Origin of the sequence: Shimia litoralis (genome assembly GCF_005518135.1) — a bacterium.
Taxonomy (GTDB): Bacteria; Pseudomonadota; Alphaproteobacteria; order Rhodobacterales; family Rhodobacteraceae; genus Shimia_E; species Shimia_E litoralis.
Genome location: NZ_SULI01000026.1, coordinates 1 through 20,852 on the forward strand (window position 1 = coordinate 1; position 20,852 = coordinate 20,852).

At 54.7% G+C, this 20,852-nt stretch carries 18 protein-coding genes; 12 read left to right on the forward strand and 6 right to left on the reverse strand.

The genetic code is table 11. The annotated features are described in order from the left end of the window. Positions 1-25: 25 nt before the first annotated feature. The 6 genes from FAP39_RS15050 to FAP39_RS15070 all read right to left on the reverse strand — a co-directional run bounded on the left by FAP39_RS15050 (position 26) and on the right by FAP39_RS15070 (position 6,680). Positions 26-931 carry a nucleotidyltransferase family protein gene (locus FAP39_RS15050; RefSeq protein ID WP_138017211.1) on the reverse strand — a complete coding sequence of 302 codons (906 nt, stop codon included), beginning with the start codon at positions 929-931 and terminating at the stop codon, positions 26-28. Positions 932-970: 39 nt separating this feature from the next. After that, the gene (locus tag FAP39_RS15055; RefSeq protein ID WP_138017212.1) at positions 971-2,176 is read right to left on the reverse strand and encodes a PQQ-dependent sugar dehydrogenase; all 1,206 of its coding nucleotides are present in this window, start codon (positions 2,174-2,176) and stop codon (positions 971-973) included. A 267-nt stretch (positions 2,177-2,443) separates the two neighbouring features. Next, positions 2,444-5,230 carry a bifunctional aconitate hydratase 2/2-methylisocitrate dehydratase gene (locus FAP39_RS15060; protein WP_138017213.1) on the reverse strand — a complete coding sequence of 929 codons (2,787 nt, stop codon included), beginning with the start codon at positions 5,228-5,230 and terminating at the stop codon, positions 2,444-2,446. Positions 5,231-5,331: 101 nt separating this feature from the next. Further along, positions 5,332-5,499 carry a hypothetical protein gene (locus FAP39_RS17590; RefSeq protein WP_171006883.1) on the reverse strand — a complete coding sequence of 56 codons (168 nt, stop codon included), beginning with the start codon at positions 5,497-5,499 and terminating at the stop codon, positions 5,332-5,334. A 13-nt stretch (positions 5,500-5,512) separates the two neighbouring features. Beyond that, on the reverse strand, positions 5,513-6,175 hold the full coding sequence (locus tag FAP39_RS15065) for a CatB-related O-acetyltransferase (RefSeq protein WP_246059189.1): 663 nt from the start codon (positions 6,173-6,175) through the stop codon (positions 5,513-5,515). Beyond that, positions 6,165-6,680: a hypothetical protein gene (locus FAP39_RS15070; RefSeq protein ID WP_138017214.1), complete on the reverse strand. Its 516-nt coding sequence runs from the start codon at positions 6,678-6,680 to the stop codon at positions 6,165-6,167. The genes FAP39_RS15065 and FAP39_RS15070 overlap by 11 nt, the downstream gene beginning before the upstream one ends. A 494-nt stretch (positions 6,681-7,174) precedes the next feature. Here FAP39_RS15070 and FAP39_RS15075 point away from each other — a divergent pair, with 494 nt between their 5' ends. From FAP39_RS15075 to FAP39_RS15130, 12 genes are all read left to right on the forward strand, one after another. Beyond that, positions 7,175-7,564 carry a 5-carboxymethyl-2-hydroxymuconate Delta-isomerase gene (locus FAP39_RS15075; RefSeq protein WP_138017215.1) on the forward strand — a complete coding sequence of 130 codons (390 nt, stop codon included), beginning with the start codon at positions 7,175-7,177 and terminating at the stop codon, positions 7,562-7,564. Beyond that, positions 7,561-9,069 carry a 5-carboxymethyl-2-hydroxymuconate semialdehyde dehydrogenase gene (gene hpaE, locus FAP39_RS15080; RefSeq protein ID WP_138017216.1) on the forward strand — a complete coding sequence of 503 codons (1,509 nt, stop codon included), beginning with the start codon at positions 7,561-7,563 and terminating at the stop codon, positions 9,067-9,069. Before FAP39_RS15075 ends, hpaE begins: the two co-directional genes overlap by 4 nt. A 44-nt stretch (positions 9,070-9,113) precedes the next feature. Next, positions 9,114-9,965 (forward strand): 3,4-dihydroxyphenylacetate 2,3-dioxygenase, encoded by an 852-nt coding sequence (gene hpaD / locus FAP39_RS15085; protein WP_138017217.1) that lies wholly within the window; start codon positions 9,114-9,116, stop codon positions 9,963-9,965. Between the two features lie 78 nt (positions 9,966-10,043). Beyond that, positions 10,044-11,516, forward strand: a complete 1,473-nt coding sequence (locus tag FAP39_RS15090; RefSeq protein ID WP_138017218.1) for an NAD-dependent succinate-semialdehyde dehydrogenase — start codon at positions 10,044-10,046, stop codon at positions 11,514-11,516. A gap of 3 nt (positions 11,517-11,519) precedes the next feature. Further along, a complete protein-coding gene (locus FAP39_RS15095; RefSeq protein WP_138017219.1) occupies positions 11,520-12,374 on the forward strand; it encodes a fumarylacetoacetate hydrolase family protein in 855 nt (284 codons plus the stop codon). Continuing rightward, positions 12,371-13,171 (forward strand): 2-oxo-hept-4-ene-1,7-dioate hydratase, encoded by an 801-nt coding sequence (gene hpaH / locus FAP39_RS15100; RefSeq protein WP_138017220.1) that lies wholly within the window; start codon positions 12,371-12,373, stop codon positions 13,169-13,171. The genes FAP39_RS15095 and hpaH overlap by 4 nt, the downstream gene beginning before the upstream one ends. 65 nt (positions 13,172-13,236) lie before the next feature. Then, positions 13,237-14,070 (forward strand): aldolase/citrate lyase family protein, encoded by an 834-nt coding sequence (locus FAP39_RS15105; RefSeq protein WP_425471440.1) that lies wholly within the window; start codon positions 13,237-13,239, stop codon positions 14,068-14,070. Positions 14,071-14,268: 198 nt separating this feature from the next. Beyond that, complete coding sequence (locus tag FAP39_RS15110) at positions 14,269-15,894, forward strand: thiamine pyrophosphate-dependent enzyme (protein ID WP_138017222.1); 1,626 nt, start codon at positions 14,269-14,271, stop codon at positions 15,892-15,894. A gap of 190 nt (positions 15,895-16,084) precedes the next feature. Beyond that, on the forward strand, positions 16,085-17,536 hold the full coding sequence (locus FAP39_RS15115; protein WP_138017223.1) for an aldehyde dehydrogenase family protein: 1,452 nt from the start codon (positions 16,085-16,087) through the stop codon (positions 17,534-17,536). Beyond that, positions 17,536-18,516 carry a membrane dipeptidase gene (locus FAP39_RS15120; protein ID WP_138017224.1) on the forward strand — a complete coding sequence of 327 codons (981 nt, stop codon included), beginning with the start codon at positions 17,536-17,538 and terminating at the stop codon, positions 18,514-18,516. Before FAP39_RS15115 ends, FAP39_RS15120 begins: the two co-directional genes overlap by 1 nt. Positions 18,517-18,528: 12 nt before the next feature. Next, positions 18,529-20,223 (forward strand): hypothetical protein, encoded by a 1,695-nt coding sequence (locus FAP39_RS15125; RefSeq protein ID WP_138017225.1) that lies wholly within the window; start codon positions 18,529-18,531, stop codon positions 20,221-20,223. After that, the gene (locus FAP39_RS15130) at positions 20,220-20,849 is read left to right on the forward strand and encodes a DUF3726 domain-containing protein (protein ID WP_138017226.1); all 630 of its coding nucleotides are present in this window, start codon (positions 20,220-20,222) and stop codon (positions 20,847-20,849) included. The genes FAP39_RS15125 and FAP39_RS15130 overlap by 4 nt, the downstream gene beginning before the upstream one ends. Positions 20,850-20,852 lie beyond the last annotated feature (3 nt).

The window sequence follows — 20,852 nt, forward strand, 5'->3', positions numbered from 1 at the left end:
CTGTCGCCTTCGAACGAAAGGTGGCTTAAACGAGCACTTGGGGCGGCACTAAAACGCGACAGGTCCATTCAGCCAAAGCGCGCCACGATGTCCAAAACCCTATTGCGCCGCAGGATCGAAAATGTGCTTCACATGCGGCGCGATCCTGTGGTGCGAGTTTTTGATACAAGAGCTCACAGTCAACAAGCCCACGCACCAACAATCCCCCATCAAGAACATCCCTGTCGTGACGCAGAGCGTGAATAAGCACATGGATCAAATGGTTACGAGGGTTTGGCTGGTATAAATTCGAGCACCCATCAACGACACGCACATCTGTGTCAAAATTCTTGGGAACAAGATAAGAATAGATAGGCGATGTCGGGATCAAATGTGGTTCAATTTGAACAGGATCTGAGGCACGCCCAACTGGTGGCAGGTGATATTCGCCCTGTTGCAAAGTCGGGTTGCCGCGCTCATCGACCAAGACCTGCTCATCCGGTTCAACCTGTTCATACCCTAAGGCGGCAAGCGCTTGACCAAAGCGTGGGTCTTCACAAAGTATGTCGATATCAGACATGTGCCGCATCGCAATCGAGGGATATAGCTTGTCAAAAAGCAAAATCGACCCCTTAAGCAAAACAGGTTTGACTGTGGTCCCCGCAAGATGGTGGTCGATCTCCAGCAATTGCGATTTGATGCGCATACAGCGGGCTTTGAAATGCATCGGGTTCTGTAGCGCCAACGCGTCCGATCCCTTGAGTATCTCGCGGAACACATCGGGATTGTCATAGATAAACTGGCAAATCGTCGGCAAGACACGCTGTAAAACAGCCATTTGCACCAGCTGCCGTTGCGCGGCTTCGTCGAAGTTATGTGTAGGTAGTAACGACTTCGCCTCTTCGCCGTTGGCAATTGCCAAACAGAGTTTCGAGAAGGTTCTAATATCCACCTAAAACACCGCGTGTACTTGAAAAGTATCGTTCATTCGTCAATGAGACCCCGCAAGCGTTTCTATGTCAACACGGATGACATTTCCAAAATCCGTGACCAGAAACAGCAGCTCATCCTGCAAAAACATTTCACGGACGCGCCCCTGAACCTCGATTTTTTCAATCGATAGAACTTTGCGGTCTTTGAGATGCCCCAGCACAATGTAAAACGACTTTGCGCGCAAACTGCTTATGAGAACACAGTCCAGACCCTCATAATATTTGGCGAGTATTTCAGGACAATGCGAAATGTCACTAATGCCGATAGACGGCACAAACGCATAGACGGGGTCTGTCATACCCTCCCCGACGGGTGCCGTGCCGGGAATTGGTTCATCGTTGTACTCGCTGCCCATCGAGTAATATGGCCAACCGTAGTTTCGGTTTTGGTCAATGATATTTAGCTCGTCTCCCCCCTTGGGGCCGTGCTCGACTGACAAGATCAAATCATCGAACGTCATCATGCCCTGAGGATTTCGATGACCCAAACTGAACATCTCACGATCTTCCAGTTGAACACCTGTGGGCGTTCTGACGATTTTGTACCTTAGGGTTTTTCCAAACGGGCTTTTTGGATCTTGGGCCAACTGACTATGCGCATCTGTGCCTCTGTTCGCAGCGGTTCCAATAGATACATAGAGAAACCCGTCTTTTGTGGTGTATCCTCCACCAATTCCATTGAAGCTCAGTTCATTTTCGACCTCGGGGAAACAGGGAAACTTGTCTGCCATGCGCATCGCCGACAGGTCAACAAGGCCCGCAAATACACACTCTTCGTGCTGTAAACTGACCAGTGCAAACAACGCCCCCTCGACTTCGATTATCTGCTTGATCCCCCCACTATTTTTCACGGCAATCGAATATCCGTTCGCCGCCAATAGCGCCCCAAGTTGGTATCCCTCAATGGTGTCTGCTTGCTGATCGACCACGACAAATTGTTTCGGGTCATCGACGCGAAGAACACCCGCAACACGTTGGGTTTCAGTGCCTTCAACCGGTACAAATGAGAATAGAAAGTCATTCGACTCCCAGTGCGTGCCTTGGGCATAGCGCGTGCGGTCGCGTCCATCAGATATCCCCAAATCAACGGCAATGCGTTTGGAAAACCGCGACACATAGTTTGGGAGCCAAAACTCCATAAGGCACAGGACAACAAGAACAAGACTCGTGAGGATCGCGGCTTTGCGAAAGCGCCAATGCGTCATCGTCGTCTCGTCTTTTCAAAAATGCGGGGCCGATGTGTGGGGCGTCGCTGGAACAACATAAGGTCTCGACTTCCTTGGGTGGTCGTTCCCAATCAATCTAAGACAGCACTGGTTTACAATCAAAATCAAAGCCAACACGCGTAAAAGGGTGGTCTAAATAGCAGCGAGGGCGCCACAGTGTGATGTGACGCCCTCCACTTGGGTATAAAAGAGATATCCTCGGGCGCCTTGATCTGCCGTTGGCATCATCAAGGCGCGTGAAACCCTTTAGAAATGCGCTGAACGCGCGCCAGCTGGTTTTTCCAGCGGAGGAGCGAACTGGGTCAGGTCAATTCCGTCCACGGCAGCTGTATACTCTTCGAGGCTTGGCGTTCTACCAAGGATCGCAGACAGCACCACAACCGGAGTTGAAGCCAGCAAGGATTCGCCTTTTTTCTCGGCGGTATCTTCTACAACCCGTCCTTGGAAAAGACGTGTCGACGTGGCCAAAACTGTATCGCCCTTAGCGGCCTTTTCCTGGTTGCCCATGCAAAGACTACAGCCGGGACGCTCGAGATACAGAATGTTATCGTATTCCGTCCGCGCAACTTTCTTGGGCATAAAGTCATCGAACTCAAAGCCCGAGTACTTCTGAAGGATTTCCCAGTCGCCCTCTTCCTTCAACTCATCAATGATGTTGTAGGTCGGCGCGGCCACAACCAATGGCGCGTTAAACGTCACTTTGCCTTGTGCCTTTTCGATGTTCTTGAGCATTTGGGCAACGATTTTGATGTCTCCCTTGTGCACCATGCACGAGCCAACAAACCCAAGATCGACCTTTTTGTCACCGCCATAGTAAGACATCGGACGGATCGTGTCGTGGGTATAGCGCTTGGACACATCCGCGTTATTGACGTCTGGGTCAGCGATCATTGGTTCGTTGATTTCATCCAAGTCGACAACAACTTCTGCATAATACTTGGCATTGTCATCCGGTGTCAGAGCAGGTTTTTCACCCGACTTGATTTCGGCGATGCGCGCATCAGCAATGTCGATCAGACCTTGCAATGTGCCTGCTGCGTTTTCCATGCCTTTGTCGATCATGATCTGGATGCGGCTCTTGGCGATTTCAAGCGATCCAATCAACGTGTCGTCTTCCGAGATACAGATAGAGGCCTTGGCCTTCATCTCGGCAGTCCAGTCGGTAAAGGTGAACGCCTGATCGGCCAGCAAAGTTCCGATGTGGACCTCAATAATTCTACCTTGGAAAACGTTGTCACCGAACTGTTTCAGCATCTGAGATTGAGTGGCGTGAACCACATCACGGAAATCCATATGACCCTTCATTGTGCCCTTAAAGGTCACTTTGACGGATTCAGGGATCGGCATGGTGGCTTCACCCGTTGCCAGCGCCAATGCAACCGTGCCCGAGTCTGCCCCAAAGGCAACACCTTTGGACATACGCGTGTGACTGTCGCCACCAATGATGATTGCCCAATCATCCACAGTGATGTCGTTCAACACCTTGTGGATCACGTCAGTCATGGCGTGGTATTCCCCTTTGGGGTCACGCGCCGTGATCAGGCCAAACTTGTTCATAAAGCTCATCAACCGTGGAATGTTGGCTTGCGCCTTGAGATCCCAAACCGACGCTGTGTGACAGCCAGACTGGTACGCACCATCAACCGAAGGCGAGATGACTGTGGCAGCCATTGCTTCCAGCTCTTGCGACGTCATCAACCCAGTCGTGTCTTGCGAGCCAACGATGTTCACTTTGACGCGCACATCCGAACCTGCATGAAGATCCTTTTTCGATGACACGCCACGCGCATTTTTGTTGAAAATTTTCTCAACCGCGGTCAGGCCTTGACCCTCGTGCGTAATCTCTTTCGAGGCCGCATAGGCAGATTTTAGCTCCTGCCCAAGGGTTTCTGCCGCAAATGTCTGCAGCTTTTTACCGAAGACGATCGCATACGAGCCACCGGCCTTGATGAAGTCGACTTTTTGAGGCGTCAGAGAGGCAGAAATATCTACCAGTTCTTTGTCGCCCTCATACAGCTTCTTGGACTTGGTGTTGATTGTCAGAACTTTGCCCGTCTCAACAGAGTATTTTTGCTCGAGAACCGGATCGCCATTTGCATCAAGAACCGTGTTGCCATCTGCATCCACTTTCTTGACCCAGTTTTTCAAATCGATGCCGATGCCGCCTGTCACACCAACTGTGGTCAGGAAGATCGGCGAAATGCCGTTTGTTCCGGCAACAATCGGGGCAAAATTCACGAAAGGCACATAAGGGCTGGCTTGCTTACCGGTCCACAAGGCAACGTTGTTAATGCCGGACATACGCGAAGATCCAACACCCATGGTGCCTTTTTCAGCGATCATCATGACGCGCGCATCAGGATTGGCCTTTTGCAAGTCTTGAATTTCGGCCTGAGCTTCGGGCGTGATCAGACACTGACCGTGAAGCTCGCGGTCCGCGCGCGAGTGCGCCTGACCACCAGGTGACAGCAAATCTGTGGAGATATCACCTTCACCGGCAATGAACGTAACAACTTTGATTTCTTCGTCGATTTCCGGAAGCTTGGTGAAAAACTCTGCTTTCGCATAGCTCTCCAGAATCTCCTTAGCGATGGCGTTGCCATCAGCATAGGCTGCGGCCAAGCGATCGGTGTCCGCTTCGTACAGGAAGACTTGGGTTTTCAGAACGTCAGCAGCTTGTTGCGCGATGGATGCGTCATCCCCCAAAGCGAGCTCAAGAAGCACATCAACCGAAGGTCCACCCTTCATGTGTGACAACAACTCAAATGCAAATGTCGGCGAAATTTCTTCGACAACAGAGGCCCCAAGAATAATCTCTTTGAGGAACTTGGCTTTTTCGCCAGCAGCGCTCGTGGTTCCTGGCAGCGTATTGTAAATAAAGAACTTAAGAGAATCTTCGCGATGTGCGTTCCCGGCCTCTTTGATCTGCGCGATCAGTTCGCCAACAAGGGCCCCATCATCAATCGGCTTGGGGTGCAAGCCTTGCTCTTTGCGGGTTGCAATCTCATTTAGGTAGTCTGTGTACAAGCTCATGACGATCCCTGCGATTCAATGTTAGAAATAGCCTGACACCGGACCGCAACAGCGTTTGGCGAACCGGGACAAGCTTGCTGTATGCCGTTGTATACCAAAGCTCAGATCACTGCAAGATATGCAATCGTGGCATGATGCCCCACCCACCCAAGCGTTAGTAACAATTTGGCCTCATACAGCGTCTCGACGATGGTCGCAAACGGCATGTCCCATGCACGCAAGCCGTCTGGGTAACCACGCATGAGACCAAAACACGCAAGAATACACAAAAAGCGCCTCCACTCAGAGCAAGGCCTGAACATCTCCTGCCTCAATCGCGGGAATAGCACGAGCGATCTGATCGGCGGGCCAATCCCACCACGCGATATCCTGAAGCTGTTTGATCACACCATCCGCAAACCGCATCCGCACCACCACCGCAGGGTTTCCCGCCACGACCGAATAATCAGGCACCTGCCCACGCACCACAGCACGTGCCGCGACGATCACCCCATTGCCAAGCTCAGCCCCGGGCAACAACACGGCCTCACGTCCGATCCAACAATCATGGCCGACAACCGTGTCCCGACCGCGCGGCAACTCTGCGCGATATCCGGTCAGTCGCGTTTGATCAAACACAGCGAAAGGGTATGTCGACACGCCACTCATCGGATGGTTTGCAGTTGCCGTGATAAACTGAACGCCCTGTGCAATCTGGCAAAATTTCCCGATCCGAAGATACTCTGGCGCCCCGGCGAACAGGTATGGTGCAAGGGTCTCTGCATAATCCTCTGGTAACCTGCGATCATTGTAATACGTCCAATCCCCAATCTGGATATTGGGGTGGTCAATCACTTGATTCAGAAAAACCGTCGCCGGATCTGCACGCCCGTCGGGAAACACAAGCGGGTTGCGGGTGGTTGGATCCGGCAGCGGCGGATTGGCATCCTTGGGCTTATCCATCATGGTTTTCTCCTTTGGCAAAGAACCCTGCCCGACACAAAATGCGATTCAAGCGCGCAAAGGCTCCGACATCATCGGGCTGTACCCAATCGTATCCGATCGCCCGCCATGCATGATCATCTGGATCAAGCAGAAGCGTGCGCATGAAATCCGCGTCGACAATGACGAATTGTGTTCGGAATGGAAACAAGAACCCACCGTGATCGGCCAGATGTTTCTTGGCATGTTCGTAATGTGCAAACCAATGATTGCAGTGCATCGCAACCGGACGGTCGAAAAATCGCGCAGGGGACGCAAGAGGCGGTGCCTGCACCTTGTCACGCAGATCAGGATAGGACACGCCCGCCAATTCTTGCGCTGTGACATCCAAAGCGCGACGCCGTTTCAAGGCGCCGCCAAGGCGCGCCAAAGCCGCCGTATCCCCTGCCCGCGCGGATTTCAAAAGTATCGTCGCGCGAATACGGGCTTCGCGCACAAGTCGGTCGTGGAATTGGTTTGCGGTTGTCATGACATATCTCTCCTTAAGGCACCGGATGCTCGATGGGCGGTGCGGAGGTATGTTGTGTCTTCGTTCAGAAAATCCGAGCAGCGTCGCCTTGTTCGAGCTGTGGTGCCTCGAAGAACCACGCCCTTGATTACCCGCGCATGATCCGTCACGCAACCCACAGAAATACGAATTCTTCAGGTGCGCAGGCAAATCCCATTTCAACTTTTGACATGAAACTTCAGACCGAACCGCTCTTCGATTCTTGCAACAAAAATTTGCCATCGGCCAAATTCCACTCTTTCCGCGATAGGCGTTGAGCTGGAACGTCTGACGCGCACAGCTCCGATTATTCCCGATTAGTTTTTGTTTTTATTGTGTTTATTACTTCGCACCACATTCTGAGATTTCCGCATCAGTGGATAAAGTTGAATTTAGTTGCTTTGTTAATTAATTTTGTTGACAGGACAATCCCGAACTGACTAACATCAACTTACTTAACACATGCAGGAAATATCATGCCCCATTTCCAGATCGAATATTCTGGCAACATTGAAGCACTCGTAGATGTCGCGGGGCTCTGCGAAGCCATTCGTAAAACCGCTGCTGACATTGAGACATTTCCGACAGCGGGTATTCGTGTCCGCGCTGTACGCGTCGATCACTATGCGATCGCAGACGGCAATCCGAAACACGGCTTTGTTGATATTTCCATACGCTTGCGTGGCGGTCGCGCCCCAGACGTCAAAAAAGAGGCCACACATCGCATCTTTGAAGCGGCCAGATCTTATCTTGAACCCGCCATGCAAGGTCATTCCATCGCCCTTTCCCTTGAGATGCGCGACATCGACCCCGACCTTTCCCCAAAAACCGGCACGATCCGGGACCATCTGGAGGTATCCTCATGAGCGTACTAGCGCAAAACATTGAAAAACTTGGTGGCTACCTGAAACGGTTCCAAGACACTGGCATTCTCAATCGCATTGATGGCCAAGACTGCGTCGGATCAGCGGGCGAGTTCCAAACCATCTCGCCTGTCGACAAGAGCGTCATTTGCAACGTCGCGCGTGCCAACGAAGACGATGTCAATTCCGCAGCGCAAGCCGCGGCCAACGCCTTTCCGGCTTGGCGTGACATGCCCGCCGCAGAACGTCGCCGCATATTGCTAAATGTGGCCGACGCCATCGAAGCGCGCGCAGAAGAAATTGCGCTGTGCGAGTGCTGGGATACAGGGCAAACATTGCGGTTTATGTCCAAGGCCGCCCTGCGCGGTGCTGAGAACTTTCGGTATTTCGCGGATCAGGTCATTCAGGCCCGTGACGGTCAACACCTACAGTCTGCGACCTTGATGAACGTGACCACCCGCAAACCCATCGGGCCTGTTGGGGTCATCACGCCTTGGAACACGCCGTTTATGTTGTCGACATGGAAGATTGCGCCAGCTTTGGCCGCTGGGTGTACCGTTGTTCATAAACCTGCCGAAGACTCCCCGCTTAGCGCGCGTTTGTTGGTGGAAATCGCCGAAGAGGCCGGTCTTCCAAAAGGGGTGCTGAATACCGTCAACGGCTATGGTCACGATGCAGGCAAACGCCTGACGGAGCATCCTGCCATCAAGGCGATTGCGTTTGTCGGCGAAAGCCGCACAGGCTCGATCATCACCAAACAAGGTGCTGACACACTCAAGCGGATGCACCTCGAACTTGGTGGGAAAAACCCGGTGATCGTGTTTGACGACGCTGATCTGGACCGCGCGTTAGATGCGGTGATCTTTATGATTTACTCGATCAACGGAGAACGTTGTACATCGTCATCGCGTCTGTTGATCCAAGATACCATCCGCGCCGAATTTGAGGCCAAGCTGGTTGAGCGCGTGAACAATATCAAGGTCGGGCATCCGCTTGACCCCGACACCGAGATCGGCCCAATCGTGACCGAAGAACACTATAACAAAGTGACCAGCTATTTCGACATCGCCAAAGAAGACGGTGCAACCGTTGCCGCCGGTGGGGTCAAGGTCGGCGACGCCGGATACTTTGTGCGCCCGACCCTGTTCACAAATGCCAACAACAAGATGCGGATCGCTCAGGAAGAGATTTTCGGACCGGTTCTGACCTCTATCCCGTTTTCGACCGAAGCCGAAGCATTGGACATGGCCAATGACACACAATACGGCCTGACCGGATACCTTTGGACCAGTGACCTGACCCGCGCGCTGCGGTTCACGGATCAACTTGAGGCTGGTATGATTTGGGTGAACTCTGAGAACGTTCGACACCTGCCCACACCGTTTGGTGGCGTCAAAGCCTCTGGCATTGGTCGCGACGGGGGCGACTGGTCGTTCGAGTTCTACATGGAACAAAAACACATCGGATTTGCGAAGGGCCAACATAACATCATGCGCCTTGGTGCCTGACCCACATTGCCCACACGACAACACCAATCCCAAAGGAGGAGACCATGGGAGAGATTGTACTAGCTGCCAAGATGACCCACGTGCCTACATTGCTGATGTCCGAGCAAGATGGCCCGATCAGCGGGAAACGCCAACCAGCCATTGATGGGCACCGCGAGATCGCCCGCCGTGCAAAAGAGCTGGGGGTCACAACGGTTGTGATCTGTGACACGCATTGGGTGATCAATGCGGGGTTCCATATCAACGCCAACAAACGGTTCGAGGGGTTGTTCACATCCAACGAATTCCCTCAGTTCATTCAGGACCTGCCATATGCGTATGACGGAAATCCCGAATTGGGTGACGCCATCGCCAAGGCCGCGACAGACAAGGGGGCCTATACCCTATGCCACCACCTAGATAGTCTGGAGCTGGAATACGGAACGCTTGTGCCAATGCGGTTCATGAGCCGCGAACACGATATGAAGGTGGTGTCAGTTGCCGCATGGGCCACCGTCCACGGCCATGACGAAAGCCGCATTGTCGGAGAAGCCATTCGCGAGGCCATCGAGGCCAGCGATGAAAAGGTTCTGCTGGTGGCGTCCGGATCTTTGTCACACAAAATCTGGGCCAACAAAGACTATGCTGCGAACAACGGCACATTCACCATTAGCTCTGAATTCAACCGGCAAATGGATTTGCATGTTCTGGAGATGTGGAAAAACGGCGATCATGCCACGTTCCTGAAGATGCTTGGTGACTATGCGGAATACTGCTGTGGCGAAGGCTCCATGCATGACACAGCCATGCTGTATGGTGCATTGGGCTGGGACAGCTATGACGCAAAATGCGAGGTGGTGACCGAGTATTTTCCATCATCCGGCACCGGACAGACAAACGTCATTTTTCCGGTCTAAAGCTTGGGGCTCCAGGGGTTATGCGCTCTTGGGACCTTACCACTTCGCCCACCCGAATTAGCGCCATAAGGACGTGCCATGCTCTCTTTGAAAGACCCTTCATTGCTTCGGCAGGCTGCTCTTGTGGGCACCCGCTGGATCGACGCCACGCCAGAGACCGGCATTGCGGTGACAAATCCCGCAACAGGTTCACTGATCGGATATGTGCCGAACCTCGGCACGTTTGAGACCCAAGACGCCATCAACGCCGCTGATGTCTCACAACAGGCATGGGCCAAACGCACCGCCAAAGAGCGCGGCCAGATTTTGCGCCGTTGGTATGATCTGATGATGGAAAATCAAGACGATCTGGGCCGCATTCTTACTGCCGAGCAAGGCAAACCACTGGCGGAAGCCAAAGGCGAGATCGCCTATGGCGCATCTTTCATTGAATGGTTCGCAGAAGAAGCACGGCGCGCTTATGGCGATGTCACGCCGGCACATGCCCCAGACAAGCGTATCATCACACTCAAGCAACCCATTGGGGTCGTCGCCGCCATCACGCCTTGGAACTTTCCGAATGCCATGATCACCCGCAAGGCGGGTCCTGCCTTTGCAGCAGGGTGTGCTATGGTTCTAAAGCCTGCATCCCAAACCCCGTTCTCTGCGATTGCCCTTGCGGTTCTTGCCGAACGTGCGGGTCTGCCGTCAGGGTTGTTTTCGGTGCTCACAGGCTCCGCCCGAGAGATCGGCGCTGAAATGACCTCGAGCAAGATCGTCCAAAAGCTCACGTTCACGGGGTCCACCGAAATTGGCGCGATGCTGTATGCGCAATGCGCGCCGACGATCAAGAAACTGGGGCTCGAGCTGGGCGGAAATGCCCCGTTTATTGTGTTTGATGACGCAGATTTGGATGCGGCCGTCGAAGGTGCCATCATCGCCAAATTTCGCAACAATGGTCAGACCTGTGTGTGTGCCAACCGCATTTACGTGCAGTCCGGCGTATATGATGCCTTCGCTGAGAAGCTGGCCGCCAAACTGGCCAGCCTGCCCATTGGCGACGGATTTGACGACGGGGTTGTCTTTGGCCCCCTGATTGACGCCGCTGCAGTGGCCAAAGTCGAAGACCATATCGCTGATGCCACCGCCAAGGGCGCCCTCGTGCGGCATGGCGGTCAACGACACGCATTGGGGGGCACCTTTTTTGAACCCACAATATTGACGGACGTCACTTCAGAGATGTCCGTCGCCACCGAAGAAACCTTTGGTCCGCTCGCACCCTTGTTTCGCTTTGACACCGAAACCGAAGTTATCGCTGCAGCAAATGACACCGATTTTGGGCTGGCGTCCTATTTTTACACCCGTGATATGGCGCGCACATGGCGTGTCGGCGAGGCGCTTGATTATGGCATGGTCGGCATCAATACCGGACTTATCTCGACAGCCGAAGCCCCGTTCGGAGGTGTCAAAATGTCCGGGCTGGGCCGCGAGGGATCGCGCCATGGGCTCGATGATTTCATGGAACTGAAATATCTATGTATGGGCGGCATTGAAGCCCCCACCGAGGAGTAAGACATGCGCTTTGCGACCTATTCATCCGACAATGAAACATATTACGGCGCGGTCACCGATGCTGGCATGATTGCATTGTCGCATCTGTTTCCCCAATGGCCCACGCTGTACGATGTGATGTCGGCCAATGCACTTGATACCCTCGTGTCAGCATCCCGAGATCACCCTGTGACCCACACCGAATACGTATACGAGATGGTCATGCCCAATGCGCCGCGCATTCTGTGCGTCGGGGTCAACTTTCCCGACCGCAACGCCGAGTATAACGATGGCAGCGCGCAGCCCAAATACATGTCCTTGTTCCCAAGGTTTGCCAGCGGGTTTACCGGACATGACCGCAACCTTGTGCGCCCGCCCGAAAACCACACCTTGGATTACGAGGGCGAAGTGGCGATCGTGATCGGCAAAGGGGGTCGTCGCATTTCTCAGGAAAACGCCTATGACCACATTGCCGCGCTCACCTTGTGTAACGAAGGTACAATTCGCGATTGGGTCCGTCATGCCAAGTTCAACGTCACACAAGGCAAAAACTGGGATTGCTCGGGTGCCATCGGTCCTTGGTTGGTTCCCTTTACAGATGCCTCGCAACTGGACGATGCGCGGATCATCACCCGTGTGAATGGCGAAGTCCGTCAGGATGATGTGCTGTCGCGTATGATGTTCCCGATCCGCCGCGAGATCGAATACATCTCGACCTTTATGACCCTCAAGCCCGGCGACGTCATTGTCACCGGCACGCCTACTGGGGCTGGCGCGCGCTTTGATCCGCCACGATATCTGAAACCGGGCGATGTGGTCGAAATCGAAGTCGAAGGCATTGGCACCCTGCGTAATGGCATCGAGGATGAACAGGTATGACACCCCAAGAGCACAGCGCCGCCGCCGAGGATTTATTACAGGCCGAACGCACACATCAGCAAATTGGGCTTTTGACACTGCAGCACCCAGACATGGATATGGATGATGCCTATGAAATCCAGAACGCGATTTATCGCGCCAAGTTGGCAGCAGGCGGCAATGTGATCGGCTGGAAGATCGGGCTGACATCCAAAGCAATGCAATATGCGTTGGGCATCAATATTCCCGACAGCGGCATTCTGTTTGATGACATGCTGTTTGAAAACGGGGCCACCGTTCCCAAAGACCGTTTTATTCAACCCCGTATCGAAGCAGAGATCGCCTTTGTGATGAAATCGGCTCTGGGGGGTGCTGATATCTCTCGCGAGGACGTGATTGCTGCAACTGACTATGTGGCACCCTCGATTGAGATTTTGGATACACGGATACAACGTGCGGACCCCGCCACAGGCAAGCCGCGCACAGTTCTGGACACCATTAGTGACAACGCCGCCAACGCGGGCATTGTCCTTGGACCAGAGCGCCATGACCTTGCAGCCCACGATCTGCGTTGGGTTGGAGCCATCACCAGTCGGAATGGTGACGTAGAAGAAACCGGTTTGGGTGCGGGCGTTCTGAATGACCCCATTCAAAGCGTCGTCTGGTTGGCACGTCGAATGGCACAATACGGGCAAAGCATCGAAGCGGGTCAGGTGATCCTGTCCGGAAGCTTTATTCGCCCCGTTGAATGCCCATCAGGGTCAGAAATCCATGCCGATTTTGGCCCCTTCGGGTCAGTCGACATCAGCTTTGCATAAAGGAACACACCATGCCTGCTCCAAAAAATCCATTCAAGGCTGCGCTCAAGGCGGGCATTCCTCAAATGGGATGTTGGTTGGGCTTGGCCGATCCCTATGTGGCAGAAATCAGCGCAGGGGCTGGTTTCGACTGGCTTGTGGTGGATGCCGAACATGCCCCCAATGACCTGCGTTCTATCCTGAGCCAGTTACAGGTCCTCGCCGCGTATGACAGCCACGCGGTGGTGCGCCCGACCATCGGCGAAACATGGATCATCAAACAGCTTTTGGATATCGGCGCGCAAACCTTGTTGATCCCAATGGTCGAAAGCGCCGAGCAGGCGCGCGAACTGGTCCGCGCCGTCACCTATCCACCACATGGCGTCAGAGGTGTTGGATCAGCGTTGGCGCGCGCATCGAACTTTTCCGGAATTCCAGATTACGTGCACACCGCACAAGACGAGATTTGTCTGTTGATCCAAGTCGAGAATTTGGCGGGCTTGGCTGCCTTGGACGACATCCTCGCGGTGGACGGAATTGATGGCGTATTTATCGGTCCGTCTGATTTGGCAGCGGACATGGGGCACCTCGGAAATGCAAACGCCCCCGAAGTCGAAGAGGCGGTCTTAACGGCGATGCAAAAGATCGTCGCCTCGGGCAAGGCAGGCGGGATCCTGACCCTGCAACCCGCCATGCAAAAGGCGTGTCTGGATGTTGGCGCGACCTTTGTGGCCACAAACATCGATGTGACGCTGTTTGCCGCCGCCATGCGCAACAGCGCCAAATCAGCCATCGCATTGCTACCGGACCAATCCTTGGGCGGGCGCGCGCAAACAGAACATGCGCAAAAATATATCAAACAACTGTGCAGCCACTGGGGCCCCAAAGGCGAGGTCAGNTCCCAAAGACCAACGAGTTGATCCTGCAGGCGACGACAGGGCCGCGCGGCGATTTGGAGGCATGGCAATCGGTGATCGAAAATCACCTGAAACGCTTTGCGTTCCGCGAGGATTTTGTCATTGATTGGGAAATCTGACACCAACACCAAGGCACAACGGCCAAAAATAGACCCGACACCCGTATGCGGGCAGGCAAGACAAATACTTTAAGGGGCAAGGATGACCAAACTCACGACAGGCGAAGTGATCGCAAAAACGCTTACGGCAAACGGGGTCGACACAGTGTTCGGGATTCCGGGCGCGCACATGTACGACTTTAACGATGCTTTGGCGCGTGAAGACGGCATGCGGTTTATTCATACGCGACATGAACAGGGCGCCGCTTACATGGCCTATGGCTATGCACGCAGCTCGGGAAAACCCGGTGTTTACACCGTGGTCCCCGGCCCGGGCCTTTTGAACTCGGGTGCCGCTTTGTGCACTGCCTATGGCGCCAACACCCCAGTCATGTGCATCACCGGCAATATCATGTCACACCTGATCGGACAGGGACGTGGCCAATTACATGAACTTCCCGACCATCTGGGCACCCTTAAGGGTCTCACGAAGTGGGCCGACCGGATCAATCATCCAACCCAAGCAGGGGCCGTCCTGCACGAGGCCTTTGTTCAGATGAATTCTGGCCGCCAGCGCCCTGTTGGCATCGAAGCCCCGTGGGATGTGTTTGGCATGGCCGCCGAGGTCGCAGACCCCACCAAACTTGACGCCATTCCTGCGCCAACACCCGATCCCGATGCCATCAACGCCATCGCCGACCTGGTTGCCAGCGCCAAGAACCCGATGATCATGGTTGGCGGCGGAGCTTGGGAGGCCACGCAACAGGTGCAGGACCTTGCACGTTTGCTTCAGGCCCCAGTCACAGCGCACCGTCAAGGCAAGGGCGTCATGCCCGAAGATGATGATTTGGCGCTGTTGCCACCAGCCGCATGGAAATTTTGGCCAGACTGCGACCTACTGATCGGGATTGGCTCTCGGCTTGAACTTCAGCACTTTCGCTGGCGCTGGTTCCCTGAAGGGATCAAAACGGTCCGGATCGACATTGATCCAACCGAGTTCGTGCGTCTGACCCCGGATGCCGGCGTGGTGGCCGATGCCGCACAGGGCACCCAAGCCCTGATCGACGCGCTCAAGGATCGCGTTACGCCACGCCAAGATCGCGCGGCAGAATACCGTGCGCTGTCCGATGCAGCCGCAGACGCCTTGACCTCTGTGCAACCCCAAGAGGGGTATCTTAAGGTGATCCGCGATGTCTTGCCCCGTGATGGCTTCTTTGTCGAAGAAGTCAGCCAAGTCGGCTTTACCGCGCGCATGTGCTTTCCAGTCTATGCGCCCCGCCAATATGTCACGTGTGGATATCAGGACAATCTTGGCTTTGGCTTTAACACGGCCCTTGGCGTCAAGGTCGCGAACCCGGACAAGGCCGTCATATCCGTGTCAGGCGACGGCGGATTTATGTTCGGAGTTCAGGAACTGGCCACAGCCGTACAGCATGGCATCAACGTTGTGGCGATTGTGTTCAACAATTCGGCCTATGGCAACGTGCGCCGCGATCAGCAAACCGTTTACGAAAACCGCCTGCTTGGGGCCGATCTGGAGAACCCTGATTTTGTTGCCTTGGCTCAAAGCTTTGGCGTCAAGGGGATCAAAGCCTCCACGCCAGATCAACTCAGGACCGCGCTAAAAGATGCTCTTGCTCTTGATGCCCCTGTTGTCATCGAAGTGCCTGTCGAGCGTGGCAGCGACGCATCCCCTTGGCCGTTTGTGCACCCCGCAGCGCCGGAGTAACGCGGTCGCACGTCCTCTATCCCCTGCTTTCGCGGAGTGCGATCTCCGCGAAACACCAAACCCTTAGCAATTTTGAAATTCTCACATGTAATTTCAAAATTGCTTAAATTTAGTTCAGAAGTTTGAGTTTGACTGATGTGGCGATCAGCGGCAATCCTGTTCCATCTCTATTTACGGTGGACCTATTGCAATGGCAGACTCGAAACTGAACCTTATCGCTGGCGAATGGCTGGCTGGCGAAAGCGAAATTGAAAACCGCAACCCTTCGGATCTCAGCGATCTGGTAGGCGTCTTTGCCCAAGCAAGCGCGGATCAATTGGATGCGACACTGGATCAGGCAAAAATTGCTCAGGCGGAATGGGCAGCCTATGGCATGGAGCGCAAACAGGCGGTTCTGAACGCAATCGGCAACGAGCTAATGGCGCGCGCCGAGGAATTGGGAACACTTCTGAGCCGCGAAGAAGGTAAACCTTTTGCAGAAGGCAAAGGCGAAGTCTTTCGCGCTGGCCAGTTCTTCACCTATTACGCTGCAGAATGCCTGCGCCAACTTGGCGAGAATGCAGACAGCGTGCGCCCCGGCGTCGAAGTTGACGTACGCCGCGAAGCCGTTGGCACGGTCGCCATTATCAGCCCGTGGAACTTCCCAACCGCCACTGCGTCTTGGAAGATCGCGCCTGCGCTTTGCTATGGCAACGCGGTCGTTTGGAAACCCGCCAACATCACCCCGGCCTCTGCCGTGGCTTTGACCGAAATCATCAACCGTCAGGATATTCCCAAAGGTCTGTTCTCTCTGGTCATGGGCTCCGGTCGCTCGATTGGCCAGCGCTTGGTCGAAAGCCCCAAGGTCGATGCCATCACATTTACCGGCTCGGTACCCGTCGGCAAAGGCATCGCCTCTGCGGCAATCCAGAACCTGACCAAAGTTCAAATGGAAATGGGCTCCAAGAACGCTTTGGCCGTGATGGATGACGCTGACGTTGATCTGGCCGTGACCTTGGCTTTGGGTGGTGCCTTTGGCAGCACAGGCCAGAAATGTACTGCGTCGTCTCGTCTTGTGGTCCACGCTGCAGTCCATGATGCTTTTGTGGAAAAATTGGTTGCTGGCGCACAGGCTATGAAAGTCGGCCATGCGTTGGAAGACGGTATCCAGATGGGTCCTGTCGTCAGCGAGCAGCAGCTTAATGAGAATCTGGCCTATGTGGATCTGGGCAAAACCGAAGGCGCCGAATTGGCCTGTGGCGGTCAGCGTCTCGAGATGCCGCACACCGGTTTCTACATGTCACCAGGCGTGTTCTTGAACACCAACAATGCCATGCGCATCAACCGCGAAGAAATGTTTGCGCCGCTGACATCCGTGATCAAGGTCGACAGCTATGAAGAGGCGCTGTCAGTGGTCAACGACACCAACTTTGGCCTGACCTCGGGGATCGTGACCCAATCGCTGGCACGTGCCACGCATTTCCGTCGCAACGCCCGCACCGGTGTTGTCACTGTGAACCTGCCGACTGCGGGCACAGATTACCACGTGCCGTTTGGCGGACGTGGCGACAGTTCATATGGCCCGCGCGAGCAAGGCAAAGCAGCGGCCGAGTTCTACACCACCGTCAAAACGGCCTATATCTCAGCGGGGAGCCCTGTGTAATGCGCATTGACTGCCTACAATATGCCAATTGGTCGGAAAAAATCTTTCGGCAAATGCGCGAAGGTGGGGTGGACGCAGTCCATGTCACCATCGCCTATCATGAGAATTTTCGGGAAACCGTGCTGAACTTTGAAAAGTGGAACCGCTGGTTCGAACAGTACCCCGATCTGATCATGAAAGGGCAGTGGGCAAGCGATATCGACAAAGCTCGGGAAACCGGTCGGACCGCGATCTTTTTCGGCTTTCAAAACCCCAGCCCGATCGAAGACGACATCGGGCTGGTGGAAATCGTCCATACGCTGGGCGCACGTTTTATGCAGCTCACCTATAACAACCAGTCTCTGCTGGCCACGGGCTGTTACGAGTCTGAGGACACCGGCATCACCCGCATGGGCAAACAAGTCATCAAAGAGATGAATCGTGTCGGGCTTGTCGTCGACATGAGCCACTCTGCAGATCGCTCGACCATCGAAGCCGCCGAGTTTTCCGAGCGTCCGATCGCGATCACCCATGCGAACACCTATGAATGGTCGCCAGCATTGCGCAACAAACGTGATGCCGTCGTGCGGGCCGTGACTGAAAACGGCGGGATGCTTGGGTTCTCACTATACCCCCACCATCTCAAGGACAAATCCGACTGCACGCTAGAGAGTTTTTGCGAAATGATCGCACGGGCAGCAGATCAATACGGAACAGAACACCTGGGGATCGGATCAGATCTTTGTCAGGATCAACCCGACAGCATTGTGGAATGGATGCGTGTTGGTCGTTGGTCCAAAGAAATCGACTATGGCGAAGGCTCTGCCACTGCACCGGGGTTCCCCCCGATGCCGCAGTGGTTCGAGGATAACCGCCATTTCGGAAATATCGAAACAGGACTGCGCGCGACCGGCCTGAGCAACGATGAGGTTGCCGGGATAATGGGGGGAAACTGGTACAAGTTTTTCGCCGACAACTTTGGCCCCAAGAGCCAGACATAAGGGATACACCATATGGAAACAGTCGCGCAGACCACCATACCTAGGCGCGCTCCGGCAACTGTGATGCGCTTGTCTCGGTTAGGATCGCTGCATCAAAGCCGCCTAAGCTTTATGCGCATTCTGACCCGCCGTATGGCACGAGAAAACTGGAGCTTTAGCCGTCCGGTTTTCGAAATTGACGACAAAGGTGTGGGCCATGCGGTCTATTCCGCGACTGGCCCCGACCGGACATACTCCCTGATTGCCTTTGCCCATGATTTGCCACCGGACATGCGGTCGGATCGGGTCATCGCCACGGCATGGGATGCCACGTTCACGCTATTTGATGGCGTTCCGACACAAGCTGATATCGACCGACTGGCCAAAAACGTACCGTACCAAGAAGCCGGACGGGTTTCAGAATCCGAGCTTTCGGTCTCACGCGCCAACCGGTCTGTCAGACTATGGGAGCACTTTGTCGATGCGCTCGCTGCGGGGCATCAACCTGATGTGCAAAAGGTCGCTGCTGTCGGATATTTAATGCGTACCACGGCGGTCTATGGCTCTGGAAAACTCGGTGCGGCTGATCGTGAGAAATCAGCCAACCGCGCCGAAACACTGGTTCCGTTTCAGATAGAGATGTTGTCGGTGTTCCTGACACGCGCCTTTGTGCGGGATTTGGTCAACCATATGGCCAAAACAAAAGGTGGCGACGCCGCGGTTGACCTTGCGCCTGAGATCGCCCTGTCTCTTGGGATTGGCAACTCGACCGGATTGGGGATGGCCCCTTATATCGTGAACCATCCGGTGCTGTTCAACAACTGGATTGTCGCGCGCGAAGAGGCCATTGCCCGCGTACGATCTGTGGCCACCGCCACCGAAAAAGAAACCAACCTGTTCCGCCATGTGCTGCGTCGCTCTGAGACGTCGATTGACCGCTGGACGTCCGAGCATCCGATCCAGATCGGCAAGCTCTCTGATCTCCAAGACGATCTGGTCAAGATCAACGCCTTCGTCGCGGCGGATGATTTGATCAACGACTATCCTTGGAACCGGCTTTACACTTGGGCCGAAAAAACCTTGACCGAAGAAGGTCAAGAGTTGATCGCGTCGTTGATGCTAGAACCCTATGGCGACCTTGTGGATGGTCTGGCCGACTGTATGGCCGATTTTGACACGGACGCCTTTCGGATCGACGGGGCCATGACCGTCAAAGACGTTCACGCACATTTGGAACAATGCTTTGGCTGGGGCTTTTTCAAAGACTGGAGCGCCACAGAAAACTGCGCCCGTGCATGGTACGTCTCCGAGGAAAAACTGGAACCAAGACTGGCCGAACGTTTTGAGGAACCTGTCGCCGAGTTTGAGCAACCCTTGGCACCCGCACGTGATGCCGCACATCTTCACGCGGCGTTGCAGGACTGGCCCTCGGACACCCCCGTTGCGGAGTTTCTGCTCAAACATCCAGAACACCGCCACATGGTCCGTCGCGCACAGATAAATGCCCGGGCCCCTTATGGGGAAATTCACGACAACACCATCAGCGCGGATGTATTGCCCATAGATATGCTGCGCTGCAAACTGGCATTTTTTGGCGCCACGCGATTTGACCCTCGGTCGGACCGCTGGGTCAGGATCAGCATGTACGGCGGTGCCCCCTACCCCGAAGATTTGGCCAATAGCGACGCAGATCGCTGGGTCTATCCCGAACTGGAGGGCCGATCATGACCTATGCACTCAACGAAGTTGAAGCCACCGCAAAAAAAGCAACACGCGGGGCGGCATATACATGGGGGCTGGCGGAAGAAGCAGCCAAAGCAACCCGCTGGCTCTGTGCGCAGGGTGTTGACGGCTGCGCGGTCTTGGCTGGCCTTTTGCGCGCGACAGATCGTGCCACCGATATGGCACCTATGTCCTTGGATGGTGACTGGGCAAGTGAGTCAGGTCAGCTTTGCGCGCTCATAAGTGGCGCATCTTTGTCTGATTGCGCGTATCGTCTGCCGACTGGGGCCATACGGATGCACAATGTGGTCGCCCCTCAACTGCTGCTGCCGTTTGCTGCTGCCGCTGCGCGCCATCTTGGGCATCCTATCGCGATCACTTGGTCGGGCAACACGGTGATCGTATCCGAAGCCGGCCTTTGTACTGCAGATATCCCAGCGATTGATGTGGCCGATTTGGTTACGGTCAAAACCGCAGACGCCTCTGGCCAAGCGGTCGCACAATCGACGCGGGCAGCGCCCCTTGCCACCGACTGGGCCTATCTAAACGAACTTGCGGCGCGCACCTATGCACCTGCCACCGAAGAATCCCGTCTCAAGGGGGCCGGTTCCGGCCTCTCAGACAACGACTGACAT